This window comes from Streptomyces sp. CNQ329 (genome assembly GCF_000482585.1).
This window is the reverse complement of sequence record NZ_KI519460.1, coordinates 142214-159233: the sequence shown is the minus strand read 5'-3', so window position 1 is coordinate 159233 and position 17020 is coordinate 142214. Positions and strand designations below refer to the sequence as shown.

Genomic DNA, 17020 nt, shown 5'->3' with positions numbered 1-17020 from the left:
TCCCTAGCCGTGGAACCTGAGTACGGTGGTGAACTCCTGCGGTTCCGCGGTGCCGTCGGTGGAGCCGGAGCCGACCAGCGTGGTGGCGGGCTCCCTGCGCCCGAAGCCGGCGGAGTACCAGCCCAGCGGCGGGTCGGTCTCGCCGCGGTGCGCGCGCCAGCGCAGCCGGCCGGGCAGGTCGAGTACCGCGGAGCGCTCCTCGCCGTCCCGGGACCAGGTGAGTACCGCCCGGTCCCCCGCCAGCTCCGCGGCGATCGCCGGGCCGAGGTGGAACGCCAGGTGCACGGAGCGGCGCGGGCCGCGTACCTCGTCGACCACCCGCAGTTCCCTGCGCGCGGCGGTCAGCTCCACCCGGCGGCGGTGCGCTGCGCGCCCGTAACCGTCGTGCTCGGCACACCACAGGGCCGGATCGCCGGAGGTGTCGGCGGCCAGGACGCGGCTGCGGGCATGCCGGGTCCACAGGAACGGGCCGCCGGAGACGGACTGGTCGGCGCCGTCCAGCCGCAGGGTGTTGTGCGCGAGGGTCGAGCGGAAGTACCGCCGCCACTCGGGCTGCCCGTGGTAGCAGAACGTCCCGGGGTCGGCGAGCACGTCGACCCCGTCGTGCCGGACCTCCACCGACAGCGCGTCGGCGTGGGCGTGCGCGGCGATGGACAGGAAGCCGTGCGGACCGCCGTCGCAGCGGCACCAGATCCCGCCGGGACCGCGCAGGATGGTCAGCCCCGCGTCGGCGAGATGGGCCGGCCGGCTCGCGGGGCGGGCCACGGCCCGTGCGGTGTCCGTCGTCGCGTACGGCCGGATGAGTGCGGCCAGCAGCGGGGTGCGTACGTCGGTGCCGGTCGCGGCCGGCCACCAGCGGAGCCTGCCGAACACGGCGTCCCCGGTCGCCAGCAGCGAGGCCCAGCGGTCGGTGCCCGCACCGTCCACGACCAGGCCGTGGCCGTCGTCCGCGTCCCCCTGGCGCGGCGGGCGCAGCCGGTCGTCCACGACGGCCGCGAGCGCGTCGGTCATCCGCAGCAGCACCTGCCGGATGGGCGCCGGTACCCGCACGCCCGTGGCGTCCGCCTCGGCCAGCGCGGCGAGGCCGAGTTCCAGCACCAGCCCGTGGTACTCGGTGGCCAGCTCGCGGTTGAGGCCGGAGCCGAAGGTGTTGGCCCGCAGATGCCGCGCCAGCGACGTGAGCGCGGCGGTCCGCCAGCGCGCCGAGTCGGGGAACCACCCGAAGGCGCAGGCCGCGGCGAACTGCCCGGCGGCCTCGGCGACGGCGTGGTTGTTCGCCGAGGACCCCCGGCTGGGGAATGCGGCCAGCCAGCGCTGGTGGTGCCAGATCTGGTCCAGCGCCGCCGGGTTCTCCTCGAACAGCCCGGCCGCGCCCGGCCAGCCGTCGAGCAGCCGGCGTATCCACACCCAGGACAGCAGCCGGATGCCCAGTTCGATGCCGCTGGTCCAGTGCACGCCGTGCAGCGGCGGGTTGGCCGCCCACCACGACCGCAGGTGCCCGGCCGTCCGCTCGGCGTACCGGTCGTTCCCGGTGAGGGCGTAGGCGGTGGCGAGCACGGTGAGGTACTGGTGCCGGGACAGCTCCCAGAGCTGCTTGACGTCCCCGGCTTCCTCCTCGTTCCGGTACGGCACGTCGAACGCATGGCACGACGGGGCCCGGCGCCCGGTCCTCGGGTCGTGCCACCAGTCCGGGTCGGCGAGGTCGTCGCGGGCCACCCCGAAGAACTCGGCGTGCCCGTCCATCAGCCGGTCCGCCTCGGCCACCAGACGCTTCGCCGCGTCCGGCGGCACGGCGGCGAGCGCCCCCGCGGGCAGTGCCGCGGTGAACCGGGCGCCGGCCACGTCGGGGCGGCCGGGCGGCGCCGATCGCCACCGCCGTCTGCGTACCGCGTCCGCCACCCGGCCGGCGACCTCCCGCGGCCCCATCCGGGACAGCCGCCGGAGGTACCAGCCCGCGCTCCCCTGGGCCGGGGTCATCGCGGCCTCGCCAGCGTCACCGGTGCGCCGCCGGCGAGTGCGGTCCGCACGGCAAGGGTGGCCGCCGTGGTGGCGGCGAGCGAATCCAGCGGCACCGGCATCGGGCCGCCGGTCCGCACGGCGTGGAGGAATGCATCGAGTTGGGCCCGCTGGCCCTTGTCCCGGGCCCGCGGCAGCCGGGAGCCGACCCGCCGCGTGCGGCGGCCCTCGTGGACGGCCGCGCGCACGAAGTCGTCGAGCCGCAGCACTTTGCCGTCCGCGACCAGGTCCAGGGTCTCCTTGGGGAAGCCGGGCGGGCCGGTGGTCACGTAGCCGATGGCGGCGGTGGATCCGTCCGGGTAGGCCAGCACGGCCTGGAGGTGGTCGCCGCCGGGCGGGGTGAGCGCGTACACCGAGACCGGGTCGGCGCCGAGCAGCCAGCTCGCCGTGTCGATGAAGTGCCCGCCCTCGCCGGCGAACCGCGAGCCCTCGGTGTCCTGCCGGAGATACCAACTGCCCTTCTCCAGCCGGCCGGCGTTGACCAGGTAGCGCAGGCTCGCCGGGCCCTGCCGGACGCCGAACCGCTTTCTGGCCTCCCGCAGCAGCGGCGCGAACCGGCGGTTGAAGCCCACCTGCAGCCGGTCGTTGCCGGACTCGTCCACCGCCGCGAGCACGCCGGCCAGCTCGTCCCCGGTCAGGGCCAGCGGCTTCTCGACGAACACCGCCTTGCCGGCCAGCAGTGCCCGGCGGGTCAGCTCGGCGTGCGAGCTGTGCCGGGTGACCACGAACACCGCGTCCACCGAAGGGTCTTCGAGCACGGTGTCGAGGTCGGTGGTCGCCTCGGCGAAGCCGAACTTCCGCTTCGCGTTGGCCGCGGAGAGCGCCGTCGTGGTCACGACCGAGGAGAGCGCGACGCCGTCGCGCCGTGCCAGATGCGGCAACAGCATCGACGTCGCGTAGTTCCCCGCGCCGACGAATGCCAGCCGCACGGGCGTTCCGGCGGACCGGACGGGAGCGGCCACGCGGGCGTCGCGTCGCGTGCCCGCCGCGGGAACGGTCACGGCCGGGGGCTCCGCCTTCCCCGCGTGCCCGGGGTAGCGGAACAGCACGGCCACGGCCCTGAGGCCGCCGTCCTGCAGGCGCCGGTACGTCTCGACGGCGTCCCCGAAGTCGGCGATGTGGGAGACCAGGGGCTCCACGTCGACGCGCCCGCGGGCGAGGAGGTCGAGAAAGCAGGCCAGGTTGCGGCGCTCGGTCCAGCGCACGTAGCCGATCGGGTAGTCCCGGCCCTCCAGCTCGTACGCGGGGTCGTAGCGCCCCGGGCCGTACGAGCGGGAGAACCGGACGTCCAGCTCCTTCTCGTAGTACGCGTTCCACGGCAGGTCCAGCCGGCACTTCCCGATGTCGACGACCCTGCCGCGGTCGCGGCTGAGCCGGGCGGCCAGCTCGACGGGCTGGTTGCCGCCGCCGGCGGCGGCCAGGTACACCTGATCCACGCCCTGCCCGCCGGTCAGTTCGGCGACGGCCGCGTCCAGGGCCGTGGACCCGGGATCGCCGCAGGCCACGGCGCCCAGACCCGCGGCGACGTCGCAGCGCACCGGATCGGGGTCGGCTCCCACGACGCGGACCCCCGACGCGGCCAGCAACTGCACCACGAGCTGCCCGATCAGCCCGAGGCCGACGACCAGCGCCACATCGCCGAGCCGCGGCTCGCCCCGGCGGACGCCCTGGAGCGCTATCGCCCCCACGGTGCCGAAGGCCGCGTGCCGCGGCGCGAGACCGCCGGGCACGGGGGCGTAGAGGTTCTTCGGCACCCAGTTCAGCTCGGCGTGCAGCGCGTGTTCGTTGCCGGCGCAGGCCACGAGGTCGCCGGCCTTCACCTCGTCGATCCCGGCCCCGGTCCGCTCGACGACGCCGCACAGCGAGTAGCCCAGCGGCGTGTAGGAGTCCAGCTTGCCCATCACCTTGCGGTATGTCGCGGGCACACCGCTGGCCGCGACGCTCTGCACCACCCTGGCCACCTGATCCGGCCGGGAACGGGCCTTGCCCAGCATCGACATGCCCGCCTCGTCCACCTTCATCAGCTCGGTTCCGGTGGAGATCAGCGAGTAGGCGGTCCGCACCAGGACCCCGCCCGGTTTGCATCCCGGTACCGGCACGTCCAGCAGGGCCAGCTCGCCGCTCCTGTAGTTCTGAACAACCTGTTTCACCCGAACTCCCCAGAGGTCGCGCCGCGATACCAGTACTCGAGGGTCAGCACGTGCCACAGATGCTTGGAGTAATCCCGCCGCCCGGCCGCGTCCTCGGCGACGAGCCGCGCCAGCGCGTCGCGGCGCAGGAATCCGGAACGCACGAGCACGCCGTCGTGCACCACCTCCCGCACCAGCGGCGCCAGATCCCGGCTCATCCAGGCGCGCAGCGGGGCGCTGAAGAGGCCCTTGGGCCGGTAGACGACCTCCCGGGGCAGGGTCTGTACCGCGGCCTCCTTGAGCACCGCCTTGCCCTGCCGTCCGACGATCTTGCGGTCGCCGGGCACGCTGAACGCCGCCTCGACCACGTCGACGTCCACGTACGGCACCCGCACCTCGGTCGACGCGGCCATGCTCGACCGGTCCGTGTAGGCGAGGTTCAGGCCCGGCAGGAACATCCGGGCATCGCCCAGGCACATGCGGTTGACGAAGTCGTCGAGGTCGTTGTCCGCGTAGAGGTCCGCGTGCTCGGTGAGCACGTCGTCGACCGTCCCGGCCAGGTCGGGGTCGATCAGGGCGACCAGCTCGTCCCGGTCGTACATGGTGTAGCTGCGCCGGAACGCGGTCTCCTCCGGCAGCTCGGCGAAGGAGAGGAACCGCTGGGCGAAGCGCACCGACCGGTAGCCGCGGCGGGCCGTGGCCACGGGCAGCCGGTGCACGGCCGCGGCCACCGTGCGCCGCAGCGGCGCCGGGACGCGCTGGTAGCGCAGCGCGATCAGGTTGGCGCGGTGCTTGCGGTACCCCGCGAACAGCTCGTCGGCGCCCATCCCGGAGAGCATCACCTTGATCCCGGCGTCCCGGGCGGCCGAGCAGATCAGGAAGGTGTTGATCGCGGCGGGGTCGCCGATCGGCTCGTCCAGGTGGTACGTCATCCGCGGCAGCAGGTCGAGTACGTCCGGCGCGATCTCGATCTCGTGCAGATCGACGCCGAACCGCGCGGCGACCCGCCGGGCGTGGCGCAGGTCGTCCGGCATCGCCTCGAACCTGGCGTCCTCGGCGCGGAACCCGATCGTGTACGCGGAGATCCCCGGTCGGTGCCGGGCCGCCAGCGCGGTCAGGAGGCTGGAGTCGAGGCCGCCGGAGAGGAAGGCCGCCACGGGCACGTCGGAGAGCAGGTGCCGCCGGGTGGACTCCTCGACGACGGCGGCCAGGTCGGGCCGCTCACCGCTGCGGGCCCGTTCCCGGCCCTCGGCGGCGACATCCTTCAGATGCCAGAACCGGCCGCGCTCCGTTCGGCCGTCGGGCCGGCACCTGAGCCAGCTCCCCGGGGGCAGCTTCTCCGCCCCGCGGTACGCGCAGCGCGAATCCGGGACCCAGTAGTAGAGCAGCGAGGCCACCAGCGCCGCATGGTCGACCTGGAGCGACCCGCCGGTCACCGCGGCCAGCGCCTTGAGTTCGGAGGCGAACACCAGGCCCGTACCGCGCCGGAGGAGGAACAGCGGCTTGATGCCCAGATGGTCGCGGACGAGGACCAGGTCACCGGTCCGCTCGTCGAAGACCCCGAACGCGAACATGCCGCGCAGCCGGGGCAGACAGTCCGTCCCCCAGCGCCGCCACGCCTGCAGCAGCACCTCGGTGTCGGAGGTGCCGCGGAAACGCACCCCGGCCGCCGCCAGTTCGGCGCGCAGCGCGGGCGCGTTGTACAGCTCGCCGTTGTACGTCAGGGCGAGACCGTCCGAGACCATCGGCTGCGCGCCGGTCTCGGACAGGTCGAGGATGGCCAGCCGGCGGTGCCCGAGGTGCACGTCGCGGTCACCGGCGCGGTGGCTGTAGCGGCCGGACCCGTCCGGACCGCGGTGGGCGAGGGTCCCGGTCAGGCGGTCGGTCACGGCCTTTCCGTCCGGCCAGCGGTACGTGCCTGCGATGCCGCACATGCCCTCTCACACCTCCTGGCCGCTGTCGGGGATCTGTGCGGCCGGGAGGGACGGCCCCTCGGCGCTCCGCCTGTCCGCCCCGTTCCGGGAGACCGGCCAGGGGTAGGTGGCGCGCAGCGCCGTCTGCGGGCCGTCCCACAGCGTGCCGTCGGTGCGGTCCCGCGGATCGGGGTCGACGAGCACCACGCCGATCACCGCGATGCGCAGGTCCGCGAGTTGCCTCGCCACGGTGTGCAGCCACGCGGCGCTGCCGTGCCCGGCGCGCACGACGAGCACGCTGCGGGCGCCCAGGTACCGCAGGTCGGTCCATGCCGTACCACACCCGATCGAGCCGACGCCGACCCGCCGCTCCCGGTGCGGCACGGCGTCGGCCTCTCCGCCGCCGATCACCGGCGGATCCCCGGGCCGCGGGCGGCGGTGGGCGAGCTGCTGGCCGGGCAGCCCGTCGACGAGCGCGACCGGCCCCTCCCTCGCCAGGGCCCGGGCGAGCTCCAGGGCCACCGCGCTCGCGCTGCGCGCGCAGCCGAGTTCCAGCAGCGAGACCGGCTCCGCCGAGCCGCGCACGGTGCGGGCCAGCATCGTGGTGAGCCGTGCCCGCGCCGCCCGTATCCGCCTGCTCTCCCACCTCCCGGCCGGCCGCCGGCGCGTGCGGGGCAGCTCCGCGATGACCGAGGCGCCCAGGTTCGCCGCGATCTCCCGGCGCAGCACCGGGCGGTCGGCCACCACCGAACCGACCGCGGCCAGCGCCAGCCCCAGGACGAGCCCGAGGACCACCCCGATCCCGGCGTGGGTGGCGGCCGACGCGAGCGGTGAGTGCCCGACCGCGCGCGCCGCGTCCACGACCTGCGTGCCGGCGACGAGTTGCGGCGTGCCGATGTGGGCTTCCGCCGCGCGCTGATCGAAGTCCTCGATGCGCGAGGTGAGTTCGGCCCGGCGGGCGAAGAGCGACTCCATGTTCGCCGCCGCGTCCGGGTCGCTCTCCTCCGCCTCTCCGATCGATTCGTTGACCTCGGCGAGTTCGTCGCGCATCTTGTCCCGCTCGTCGAGCAGGGTCCTGGCTTCGGCGTCCGCGGCTTCCCGCAGCCGCCGCACGTGGTCGGCGACGAACGCGTCGGCCAGCGCCCCGGCGCGGGCCACCGCCTGGGCGTCGTCGGCGCCGGTCGCCTCGATCCGCAGCAGGTTGTTGGTCACGCCGGACCCCCGGTAGTCACCCATGAAGTCCTCGGGGCGTTCCGCCGATCCGAGGGATTTCAGGGCCTCGCCCGCGATCCGGGTGGTCCGCAGCAGCGCGACGTCGGTGCGGATCAGCGTGCCGGGGTCGGTCGGCTGATCCTGTGTGTGCGCGACCAGCACCGTGGTCACCGCGGTCGGCGGGGGCGGCAGCAGTACCGCCAGCGCCGCGCCGGCGAGCAGTCCCAGCAGCGCGGTGGAGTACCACAGGCGCCGGCGCCTGCGCACCGCCGCCACCAGCGCGTGCAGGTCCACCAGCGGCGCTGCCGCCGGGGAGTCCGGCGTCGTGCCCGCCGTCACCGTGCGCCTCCCCTCGCGCCGTCGCCCGCCGCGACCGCCGTCGCGGCCTGCCGGGGAGGACGGACGCCGGAGCGCGTCGTACGGGCCCGGACCGCGTCGGCGACGACGAAGCCGACGACCTCGTGCCCCGCGTCCGCGCACGCCTCGGCGATGCCCGCCAGCTCCCCCGCGGTCCACTGGCCCGCGCTGAGCACGACCAGGGCCCCGGACTCGGCCGTACGGTCCGGCACCGTGGGCCGGGACACCGGGACCTCCGCGACGTGCAGCACGGGGGGTGCGCCGGCGTTCCGGGAGGCATCGCCCGCGCACTCGGTGGCCAGCCTCTCGGCGGCCCCGCGGCCGGTCCCGTCGCCCTCCGGGACGACGGCCAGCAGCCGCCGTCCGGGCGGCAGCCGGTCCCGCAGGCGTGTGCACACCCGCCGGTAGCGGATCCGTCTGCTCTCCTCGTCGCCGGACGTCTGCGGGGGCGGGATGTCCCACCGGGTGTCGGTGCCCAGCAGCCGGCGGAGCCGGGCCCACGGATCGCGGCCGTCCGGCCGGCGCCGCACGGTGTGCTCACCGGGTACGTCGACCGTGCCCAGCGGCGAGGCGCCCAGCGCCGCGGCGATCTCCGGTGCGGTACGTGCCCGGCGGCTCGCCCGCGCCGCGGCGAGGTGGCCGGCGATCCCGGCCAGGAAGAACAGCAGCGCCCCGGCGCTGATGAGCTGCACCCGGGTCGGCGGTGCCTCGCCGGCGGGCCGGGCCGCCGGGCCCATCACGACCATGCCGGATCTGTCGGTCCGCGAGTCGGCCTGCTCCAGGTCGTCCATGGCCTCCTCCAGCGAACTGCGCAGTTGTTCCAGCTCGGTGCGGGCCTGGACGCTCTCCACGGTCTCGCCCGGATCCGTCGCCCGGGCCAGGTCGGTGATGCGGCGACCGGTCTGCACCACGAGGTCCCGCAGCGCCTCGGGCCGCTCCGCCGCCTCGGTGCCGGTGCCGTCGCCCGCGATCCGCGCGGCGTACGCGACGAACTGCCGGGCCACCTCGTCGGAGAGCTGCTGGGCGCGCTCCGGGGAACGGGCCGTACCCGAGATGTCGATGATGTTCCCCTCCGCGGTCTCGGCGCTCACCCGGTCCCGCAGGTCGTCGCCGCCGACGCCGGGCCAGTCGAGCACGGCGGCCGTGCGGTCGGCGACCGCGGAGCTGGTCGCGATCTCCGCCTGCGTCAGCAGCTCGCGCTCCTCCCACTGCCCCGGCAGCAGCACGGACGCCGACGTCGCGTACCGCGGCGGGAAGAGCACGGAGGCGCCGAAGCCGACGAGTGCGCCCGCCGCGGCGAGGACGACGAGCAGCCGCCGGCGCCGGCGGAGGATCCGGCCGAGCGTGACCAGACGTATGGTGTCGTCGCTCAACGGCGCCGCCTCCTCCCGGTCGCCGGCGTGCGGCCCTGCGCCGCCGGAGTGTGGTCACCGCAGGCGGCGGAGTAGGCGGCGAGCAGCGCCCGCTGGGAGTTGCGCCAGGAAAGCGGCCCGCTGATCCGCTCCCGTCCGGCCCGGCCCATACGGGCCCGCCGCTCGGGATCGTCCAGCAGCAGGGCCAGAAGCCCGGCGAATTCGGCCTCGTCGCCGGCCGCCGCATAAACCGCGGCGTCGCCGGCGGACACCCGCGCCTCCCGCAGGTCGAACGAGACGATCGGCCGGCCCATCACCATGTACTCCAGCACCTTGTTCATGGTCGAGACGTCGTTGAGCGGATTGGGCGGGTCGGGCGACAGGCACACGTCCGCGGTGGACAGGTAGCGCACCAGGTCGGCGTCCGGGACCCGCCCGGTGAACTGCACCTGCTGCGACAGGCCGAGCCGCCGGGACAGCGCCACCATCGCGTCGAAGGTGTCGCCGGCGCCGACGAACACCGCGTGCCAGTCGGTCCGCCCCTGTTCGTCGCGCAGCCTGGCCAGGGCCCGCAGGGCGTAGTCGACGCCGTCCTGCGGGCCCATGACCCCGAGGTAGCACAGCAGATGCGGCTTGCCGCGCTTCAGCTCCGGCTCGGGCGGCACCGGGCGGAACCGGTCGGTGTCGGGTGCGCTGCGTACGACGAAGACGTCCTCCGGCCGCAGTCCGCCACGGCGCAGCGCGACGTCCCGGTAGCTCTCGTTCGTGGCGAGCACGACGTCCGCGGCCCGGTAGGTCCGCCGTTCCAGCGCGCACACGGCGCGGTAGAGCCGGTCCTCGCCGCGGCCGAACCGGGAGAGGTACAGCTCGGGTACCAGGTCGTGCTGGTCGAAGACGAACCTTGCGCCGCGTCTCTTGAGCCACAGGGCCGGCAGGAAGAGCAGGTCGGGCGGGTTGCAGGCGTGGACGACGTCGACCGGGCCGACCGTGCGGGCCAGCCGGAGCGTATGCCACAGCGCCGCCCCGTACTCCCGCAGATAGCCCGCCGGACCCCCGGTGGCCGCGCGCAGGGGGTAGCGGTGGATCCGTACCCCGTCGACCTCCGCTTCCGCCTCCGTGTCCCGGCCGCTGCCCCGGGGGCAGATGACGTGCACCTCCCAGCCCGCGTCGCGCAGCGTCGTGCACTCCTGCCACACCCGCCGGTCGAACGGCACCGACAGGTTCTCCACCAGAACCAGCGCGCGACGGCCCTTCCCGCCGCCGGCCGCGTCACCAGGCAAGGCCCACGTACTCCGGTTCGGCCCGGCGCTCTTCGGCGTCGGGCAGGCGGACGAGGTCGATGAGCACCGGTCCTCCGCCGCGGGGCAGCGCCGCCAGCACGGCCGGATCCCTGGTCCCGATCAGGCACACCTCGGCGTGGTCGAGCACCTCGCCGACGGAGTTCGCGAGCAACTGCGCGAGGTGCGGCAGCCGGGTCTCGATGTACGCGCGGTTCGCGCCGAGCAGCCGGGAGAGGTTCACGTTGGCGTCGTAGATCCGCAGGTCGTAGCCCTTGCCGAAGAGCCTCTCGGCCAGTTCGACGAGCGGGCTCTCCCGCAGGTCGTCCGTGCCGGGTTTGAAGGAGAGCCCGAACAGGCCCGCCCGGCGCTTGCCGGTGCGCTCGACCAGCTCCACCGCCCGCTGCAGATGGTCGGAGTTGGAGGGCAGCACGTGGGCGAGGATGGGAACCGACACATCGGCCCGCCGCGCCGCGTACACCAGGCTGCGCAGGTCCTTGGGCAGGCAGGAGCCGCCGAAGGCGAAGCCGGGCCGCAGGTAGGCGGGGCTGATGTTCAGCTTGCGGTCGGCGAGGAACATATCCATCACCTGGTACGAGTCCACGCCGAGGGCCTGGCACACCGCACCCAGCTCGTTCGCGAAGCCGATCTTGAGTCCGTGGAACGCGTTGTCCGCGTACTTGATCGCCTCGGCCGTCGGGATCTGCACCCGGAACACCTCGCCGGGTAACCCGTCGTACAGCGCCGCCACCACGTCCCCGCTCGCCGGGTCCAGCTCGCCGATGACGGTCTTGGGCGGGTCGAAGTAATCACGCACGCTCGACCCCTCGCGCAGGAACTCCGGGTTGACCGCGACGCCGAAGTCCACCCCGGCCGTACCGCCGGTGTGCTTCTCCAGGATCGGCACCAGCAGGTTCAGGCAGGTACCCGGGAGCATGGTGCTGCGGTACACGACGGTGTGCCGCCCGCCCCGCTCGACGAGCGCGGCGCCGATCTCCTCGGTGACCCGCTCCAGGTACGCGGTGCACAGGCTGCCGTTGGGCTCCGACGGCGTGCCCACGCAGACGAGCGACACGTCGCTATCCATGATCGCTTCGCGGACGTCACCGGTGGCGCGCAGCGCTCCGGTGCGCACGACCCCGGCGACCAGTTGCCCGATCCCCTCCTCGACCACCGGTGTCCTGCCGGCGTTGACCAGGTCGACCTTCGCCTGGTTCACGTCCACGCCGATGACCTCGTGACCCTGCCCGGCCAGGCACGCGGCCGACACGCAGCCCACGTAGCCGAGCCCCAGGACGCTGACCCTCATGACTCGTTCCTCCCGCCGGGCAGGCACGTGCGGCCCGCGGTCCGGGCGGCGCCCGGACGACCACACCCGCCCATCAGTAGGCCCCCTGGCCCTGGAGCACCGCGCGCAGGGTCTTCCACAAGATCACGGTGTCGAGCGCGAGCGACCAGTCCTCCACGTACCGCAGGTCCAGCCGGACGGCCTCCTCCCACGGCAGGTCGCTGCGCCCGCTGATCTGCCACAGGCCGGTGAGCCCGGGCTTGACCAGGAGCCGCCGCCTCAGGTCCGGGCCGTACGCGGCGGACTCCTCCGGCAGTCCCGGCCGCGGACCGACGAGCGACATCGAGCCGTTGAGCACGTTGAACAACTGGGGCAGTTCGTCGATCGAATACCGGCGCAGCACCGCGCCCACCCGGGTCACCCGCGGGTCCCGGCGGAGCTTGAACAGCAGGCCCGCGCCCTCGTTGCGATCGGCGAGCCCGGCTCGGGCCCCGTCGGCCCCGGCGACCATGGTGCGGAACTTGACGATGGTGAACTCCCGGCCGTCCTTGCCGACTCTGCGCTGGCGGTAGAAGACCCCGCCCCGGCTGTCCATCAGCACCAGCAGCCCGACGAGCACCATCAGCGGCGCGAACAGCAGCAGCAGGACCATCGCACCCAGCCGGTCGACGATCCCTTTGACCACCCGGCGGCCTCCGGTGAAGACCGGCATGCTGAGCCGCAGCAGCGGGATCCCGAGCACCGCGTCGACGTGCAGCCGCGGACCGGCCACCTCCATCAGCACGGGGGCCACGACCATCTCGGCATCGCTGCCTTCGAGGTCCCAGGCCAGCCGCTGGAGCCGCTCCGGTGACCAGTGCGGGTCCGGCGTGACCGCGACGACGCGGTAGCCGCCGTTGCGGACGTGCCCGGCGACATCGGTCAGCCGGCCGACGACCGGCACTCCCTCCACCCGGTCGCCGTCGGGCCCGAGACCGTCGGGTGTGCACACCGCGTCCACCCGCCAGCCGAGGTGCGGGAACCTGCGGACCCGGGCGATCAGGTCGGCGACAGTGGTGTGGCTCCCCGCGGCCAGCACCGGCCGCAGGCAGCGCCCTTCTTTGCGCTGTCTGTACAGCCACAGGCGCAGCAGGTACCGCTCGGTCAGGGTCGCGAGCGCGATCGCCGGGATCGCGACGAAGATCCAGAGCTTGATGTTGCGCGAGGTGAGGGCGATCCCACCGAGCGCCAGTACGACGACCGCCGTGGACAGCGCGCGTCCGAGCCTGCGGAACTCCTCGGCGCCCTGGCCGAGTACGGCCGGAGCCCAGGCCCTGCCCACCGCGAGCGCTCCCAGCACCAGCACCTCGGTGCCGAAGGCGAGAACCACCCACTTCTCATGCCAGTCCGCCGCGTCCCGGACCCCGAACAAGCCGCCGATCGCGGCCACCACGAAGGCGGTGGCCAGCGTATCGCTGGTGATCACGGCGCGGCGGTAACGCTGCTCCCAGTGAATCGCGGACCGGCTCCCCGCCCCGGTCGCCGGACGCCCGCGCGCCGACGGAAAAGGGCTGACGACATCCACCCGCCTGCCGGACCTTCCCAGATCGCCGGCGGGTTCCACGTGTTCGTTCAACACTGATACCCCCCCGGGGAGGCTCGTCGCCTCCCGCGATGGTCACCCCTCGGGAAACCCCCGCTCCCCACGAAGGACAATCCCGGTATTTCAGCGCTACTTGAACAACTCGCCCGGGCAGCGGGACTCGCCTGCCCCGCCGGACTCCCGGGTTGATCCGGAACCCGGCGAAGCCCTGGGTGTACCCCCCACCCCAGACCCCACCCGGGCCCCGTACATGGACCGCCTTCCCGGCTCGCGCCGGGGAAGCGGCTACCGGCCCGCCGCGGCACCGGGCCGATGGATCGACATCGGCTGCTTCGCGCGGCCAACCGGGTGAAGCATCGTCAATCTAGACCATCGGGACCAGTATGCGGAGAGGTTGTATGAAATATGGACTCAGACTTTTCGCCCGGATCGGGGAGGCTGACGACCACCCACAGGCCATGACGCGGAGGAGGTGTATGGTGACCTGCAGTAACGAAAGCACACGGCGGAAGCTTCGGGACGGGGTACTTTGACCGGTAATCGACCCCCGGGCGTCACGCGTGATCCGGCCGGTCGCCGCCGTCACCTCTCCCGCCGCGAGCGTCGCCCCGGTCCGGTCGCGCCACGCCACCGCCGGCTTGTCCGCTCTCGTCCGCTCCGGCGCCCTCGGCGGTGTCCGTACCGCCCCGGATGAGGGTGCGCACCGCCGCCTCCAGGCTCCTGACCCGGTCGGCGAGGGCCGGACCGGTGAGGTTCGGCCCCTCCCGCAGCAACGACTCGACCTGCGTCAGCCGCCAGCTCACGTCGCTCAGCCGTTCCTCGAACCCGTCGTCGTCACCCCGGCCGGTGATCGCCAGTCGCTGCAACTGCTCTGCTTGCACCGCGAGTTGGCGGTTCTTGCGGTGCAGTTCCAGAAAGACGTTGACCTTGGTGCGCAGTATCCAGGGCTCGACCGGTTTGGAGAGGAAGTCGGCGGCGCCCACCGCATAGCCGCGGTAGGCGTAGTCGGGGTCGATGCCCTGCCCGGTGAGCAGGATGATCGGGACGTCCTTGGTCTGATCGAGACGCTTGATGTTCGCGGCGGTCTCGAAGCCGTCCATCCCCGGCATCAGGATGTCGAGCAGGACGACGGCGAACTGCTGGCGCAGCATCGCCTTCAGCGCCTCCTCACCGGAGTGGGCGAACACGACGCGCTGGCCGAGCGGACCGAGCACCGCCGCCAGCGCGATCAGGTTCTCCTCCATGTCGTCGACGATGAGGATGCCGGCCGGGTCGGGGACCGGCGGCGGCGTCGGGGTGGCCGGGGCCGTCATGCCGCCCGTCCCGTCGCCGTCGGGTCGTCGCCCTGCGCGTCCTCGCCGGGACCGGATTCCGCGGGGCCCGGCTCCGCGGCCGGGGGCTCTCCGCCGCCGGGGTCCGCGGTCCCGCGCTCCCCCTCCGAGCGGCCGTCCACCCCGCGGTCGTTCTTGTCGAGTTGCTCGTAGATCGCCGCCAGCAGCCTGTCGACGTTGACCGGCTTCGGCACATAGCCGTCCGCGCCGGCCTCGATGGCCTTCTCCCGGTCACCCGGCATGGCCTTGGCGGTGAGGGCGATGATCGGGATGTCGGCCAGGCGCGGCGTCGCGCGGATGGTCCGGATCACCTCGTACCCGTCGATCTCCGGCATCATGATGTCCATCAGCACCAGCGAGATCTCCGGGGAGCGGTCCAGGACCTCGAAGCCCTCACGGCCGTTCTCGGCGTACTTCACGGAGATCCCGACCCGGCCCAGCATGTGGGTCAGGGCGAACACGTTGCGGATGTCGTCGTCCACGATGAGGATGTGCCGTCCGGCCAGCACCCGGCCCGGCCGGCCGCTGAGCCACTGGCGCAGCCGGGTCGTCTCCGGCCAGGTGTCCGCCCGTTCCCGCTCCCCCGGCCCCTCCGTGCCCGCCGCCGCGGGAGCCGGCGCCTCCGGGGCCGGCGCAGCGGTGCGGTCCGCCTCGCCCTCCGCTGCGGGGGACGGAGCGCGGGCCGGGGCCGTCGCCGAGGGCTCGGCACGGCCCTCCCCGGGTTCGACCCGGTCCGCGACGGCCTTCTTCACCGGCACGCGCTGTTCCGCCTGTTCGAGCCGCGGTATCGCACTCCCCGAGGCCGCCGCCAGCGCCTTGCTGGGCAACTGCGCCGGTACGTACAGGGTGAACCGCGAACCCACGCCCTCCTCGCTCTCGGCGTCGATACGCCCGCCGAGGAGTCCGGCGATCTCCCGGCTGATGGACAGGCCCAGCCCGGTGCCGCCGTACTTGCGGTTGGTGGTGCCGTCGGACTGCTGGAACGCCTCGAACACCACGTCCAGCTTCTCGGCCGGGATACCGATGCCGGTGTCCACCACGGAGAAGGCGAGCACCGACTCCGCGTCGCGCAGCGTGTCCTCCTCGAACTGCTCCGACGGGACCCGTTCGACCCGCAGTTCCACCTTGCCGCTGCTGGTGAACTTCACCGCGTTGGAGAGCAGGTTGCGCAGCACCTGCTGGATGCGCTGCTGGTCGGTGTGAAGCTCGTTCGGCACGTCGGCGGCGACGGTCACCTCGAATCCGAGCCCCCGGTCCACGGTCAGGGGCCGGAACGTGGCGCGTACGTAGTCGAGCAGCTTGGTCAGCGGGATCCGCTGCGGGCGCACGTCGACCCGGCCGGCCTCCACCTTGGACAGGTCCAGGATGTCGTTGATGAGCCGCAGCAGGTCCGATCCCGCCTGGTAGATGGTGCTCGCGAACTCCACCTCCTGCTCCGAGAGCCTTCCGTCGGCGTTGTCGGCGAGCAGTTGGGCCAGGATCAGCAGGGAGTTCAGCGGGGTGCGCAGCTCGTGCGACATGTTCGCCAGGAAGTCCGACTTGTACTGGGACGACGTGGCCAGCAGCGATGCCTTCTCCTCCAGCTCCGCGTTGGACTGCTGCAGTTCCTCGGAGCGGGTGCGCAGCTCGGACGTCAGCCGCTGCGACTGGGACAGCAGCGCCTCGGTGCGGGCGTTGGCGAGGATGGTGTTGAACGAGACGCCGATGGTGTGTGCGAACTGGTCGACGAACGTCAACTGGATCTCGTTGAACTTGCTGAACGAAGCCATCTCGATCACCCCCAGCAGCCGGTCCTCGAAGAGGATCGGCAGGATGAGGATGCTGGAGGCGGGGGCGGACCCGAGGCCGGACTCGACGGTCACGTAGTCCTGCGGGGCGTCCTCGATCAGGATCCGCTCCTTCTGCTGCACGGCCTGGGCGATCAGCCCGCGGATCGGGGACTCCGACTGGAGGTCCTCCCGACCGCGTCCGCCCACCCCGTAGTCCGCGATCAGCTCCAGGCCCTCGCCGTCCGGGGCCGTGGAGTCGACCCGGAAGAAGAGCTCGGAGTGCGCGTTCACCAGCGGCGCCAGTTCGCGCAGGATCAGGTCGGCGACCTCCACCATGTCGCGGTGGCCCTGCATCAGGCCGGCGATGCGGGTCAGGTTGGACTCCAGCCAGTCCTTGGTGCGGGTGGTCTCCCGCAGGTTGGACACCATGCGGTTGACGTTGTCCTTGAGGTCGGCGACCTCGCCCTGCGCCTCCACGGTGATGGACCGCGACATGTCGCCCTTGGCCACCGCGCTCGCCACCTCGCCGATGGCGCGCACCTGCGTGGTGAGGTTCAGGGCCAGTTCGTTGACGCCCCTGGTCAGCCGCTTCCAGTTGCCCGACACGCCCTCGACCCGGGCCTGGCCGCCGAGCTGCCCTTCACTGCCCACCTCGCGCGCCACGCGGGTCACCTCGGAGGAGAACGACGACAGCGTGTCGACCATGGTGTTGAGGGTGGTCTTGAGTTCGAGGATCTCGCCGCGGGCGTCCACGTCGATCTTCTTCGACAGATCACCATTGGCCACGGCGGTGG

10 protein-coding genes are annotated in these 17020 nt (G+C 73.2%); all 10 read right to left on the bottom strand.

The genetic code is table 11. The annotated features are described in order from the left end of the window. Nucleotides 1–3 precede the first annotated feature (3 nt). The gene (locus I003_RS0130230; RefSeq protein WP_027774836.1) at nucleotides 4–1977 is read right to left on the bottom strand and encodes an alginate lyase family protein; all 1974 of its coding nucleotides are present in this window, start codon (nucleotides 1975–1977) and stop codon (nucleotides 4–6) included. Further along, nucleotides 1974–4166 carry a bi-domain-containing oxidoreductase gene (locus I003_RS0130225; RefSeq protein WP_027774835.1) on the bottom strand — a complete coding sequence of 731 codons (2193 nt, stop codon included), beginning with the start codon at nucleotides 4164–4166 and terminating at the stop codon, nucleotides 1974–1976. The genes I003_RS0130230 and I003_RS0130225 overlap by 4 nt, the downstream gene beginning before the upstream one ends. After that, entirely contained in the window at nucleotides 4163–6079 is a 1917-nt protein-coding gene (gene asnB / locus I003_RS0130220; RefSeq protein ID WP_027774834.1) for an asparagine synthase (glutamine-hydrolyzing), read from the bottom strand. Before asnB ends, I003_RS0130225 begins: the two co-directional genes overlap by 4 nt. A gap of 6 nt (nucleotides 6080–6085) precedes the next feature. Further along, nucleotides 6086–7609 carry a Wzz/FepE/Etk N-terminal domain-containing protein gene (locus tag I003_RS0130215; RefSeq protein WP_027774833.1) on the bottom strand — a complete coding sequence of 508 codons (1524 nt, stop codon included), beginning with the start codon at nucleotides 7607–7609 and terminating at the stop codon, nucleotides 6086–6088. Next, nucleotides 7606–9000, bottom strand: coding sequence for a Wzz/FepE/Etk N-terminal domain-containing protein (locus tag I003_RS0130210; RefSeq protein WP_027774832.1), 1395 nt, complete (start codon nucleotides 8998–9000; stop codon nucleotides 7606–7608). Before I003_RS0130210 ends, I003_RS0130215 begins: the two co-directional genes overlap by 4 nt. Then, nucleotides 8997–10259, bottom strand: coding sequence for a glycosyltransferase family 4 protein (locus I003_RS0130205; protein WP_027774831.1), 1263 nt, complete (start codon nucleotides 10257–10259; stop codon nucleotides 8997–8999). The genes I003_RS0130210 and I003_RS0130205 overlap by 4 nt, the downstream gene beginning before the upstream one ends. Beyond that, nucleotides 10249–11565, bottom strand: a complete 1317-nt coding sequence (locus tag I003_RS0130200; RefSeq protein WP_027774830.1) for a nucleotide sugar dehydrogenase — start codon at nucleotides 11563–11565, stop codon at nucleotides 10249–10251. Before I003_RS0130200 ends, I003_RS0130205 begins: the two co-directional genes overlap by 11 nt. Nucleotides 11566–11638: 73 nt before the next feature. Continuing rightward, nucleotides 11639–13108, bottom strand: a complete 1470-nt coding sequence (locus tag I003_RS0130195; RefSeq protein ID WP_106966373.1) for a sugar transferase — start codon at nucleotides 13106–13108, stop codon at nucleotides 11639–11641. 572 nt (nucleotides 13109–13680) lie between these two features. After that, nucleotides 13681–14439 carry a response regulator gene (locus I003_RS34025; RefSeq protein ID WP_078564593.1) on the bottom strand — a complete coding sequence of 253 codons (759 nt, stop codon included), beginning with the start codon at nucleotides 14437–14439 and terminating at the stop codon, nucleotides 13681–13683. Further along, nucleotides 14436–17020: ATP-binding protein (locus tag I003_RS34020; protein ID WP_037722279.1), on the bottom strand; the 2585-nt coding region annotated here is incomplete at its 5' end. The genes I003_RS34025 and I003_RS34020, both read right to left, overlap by 4 nt.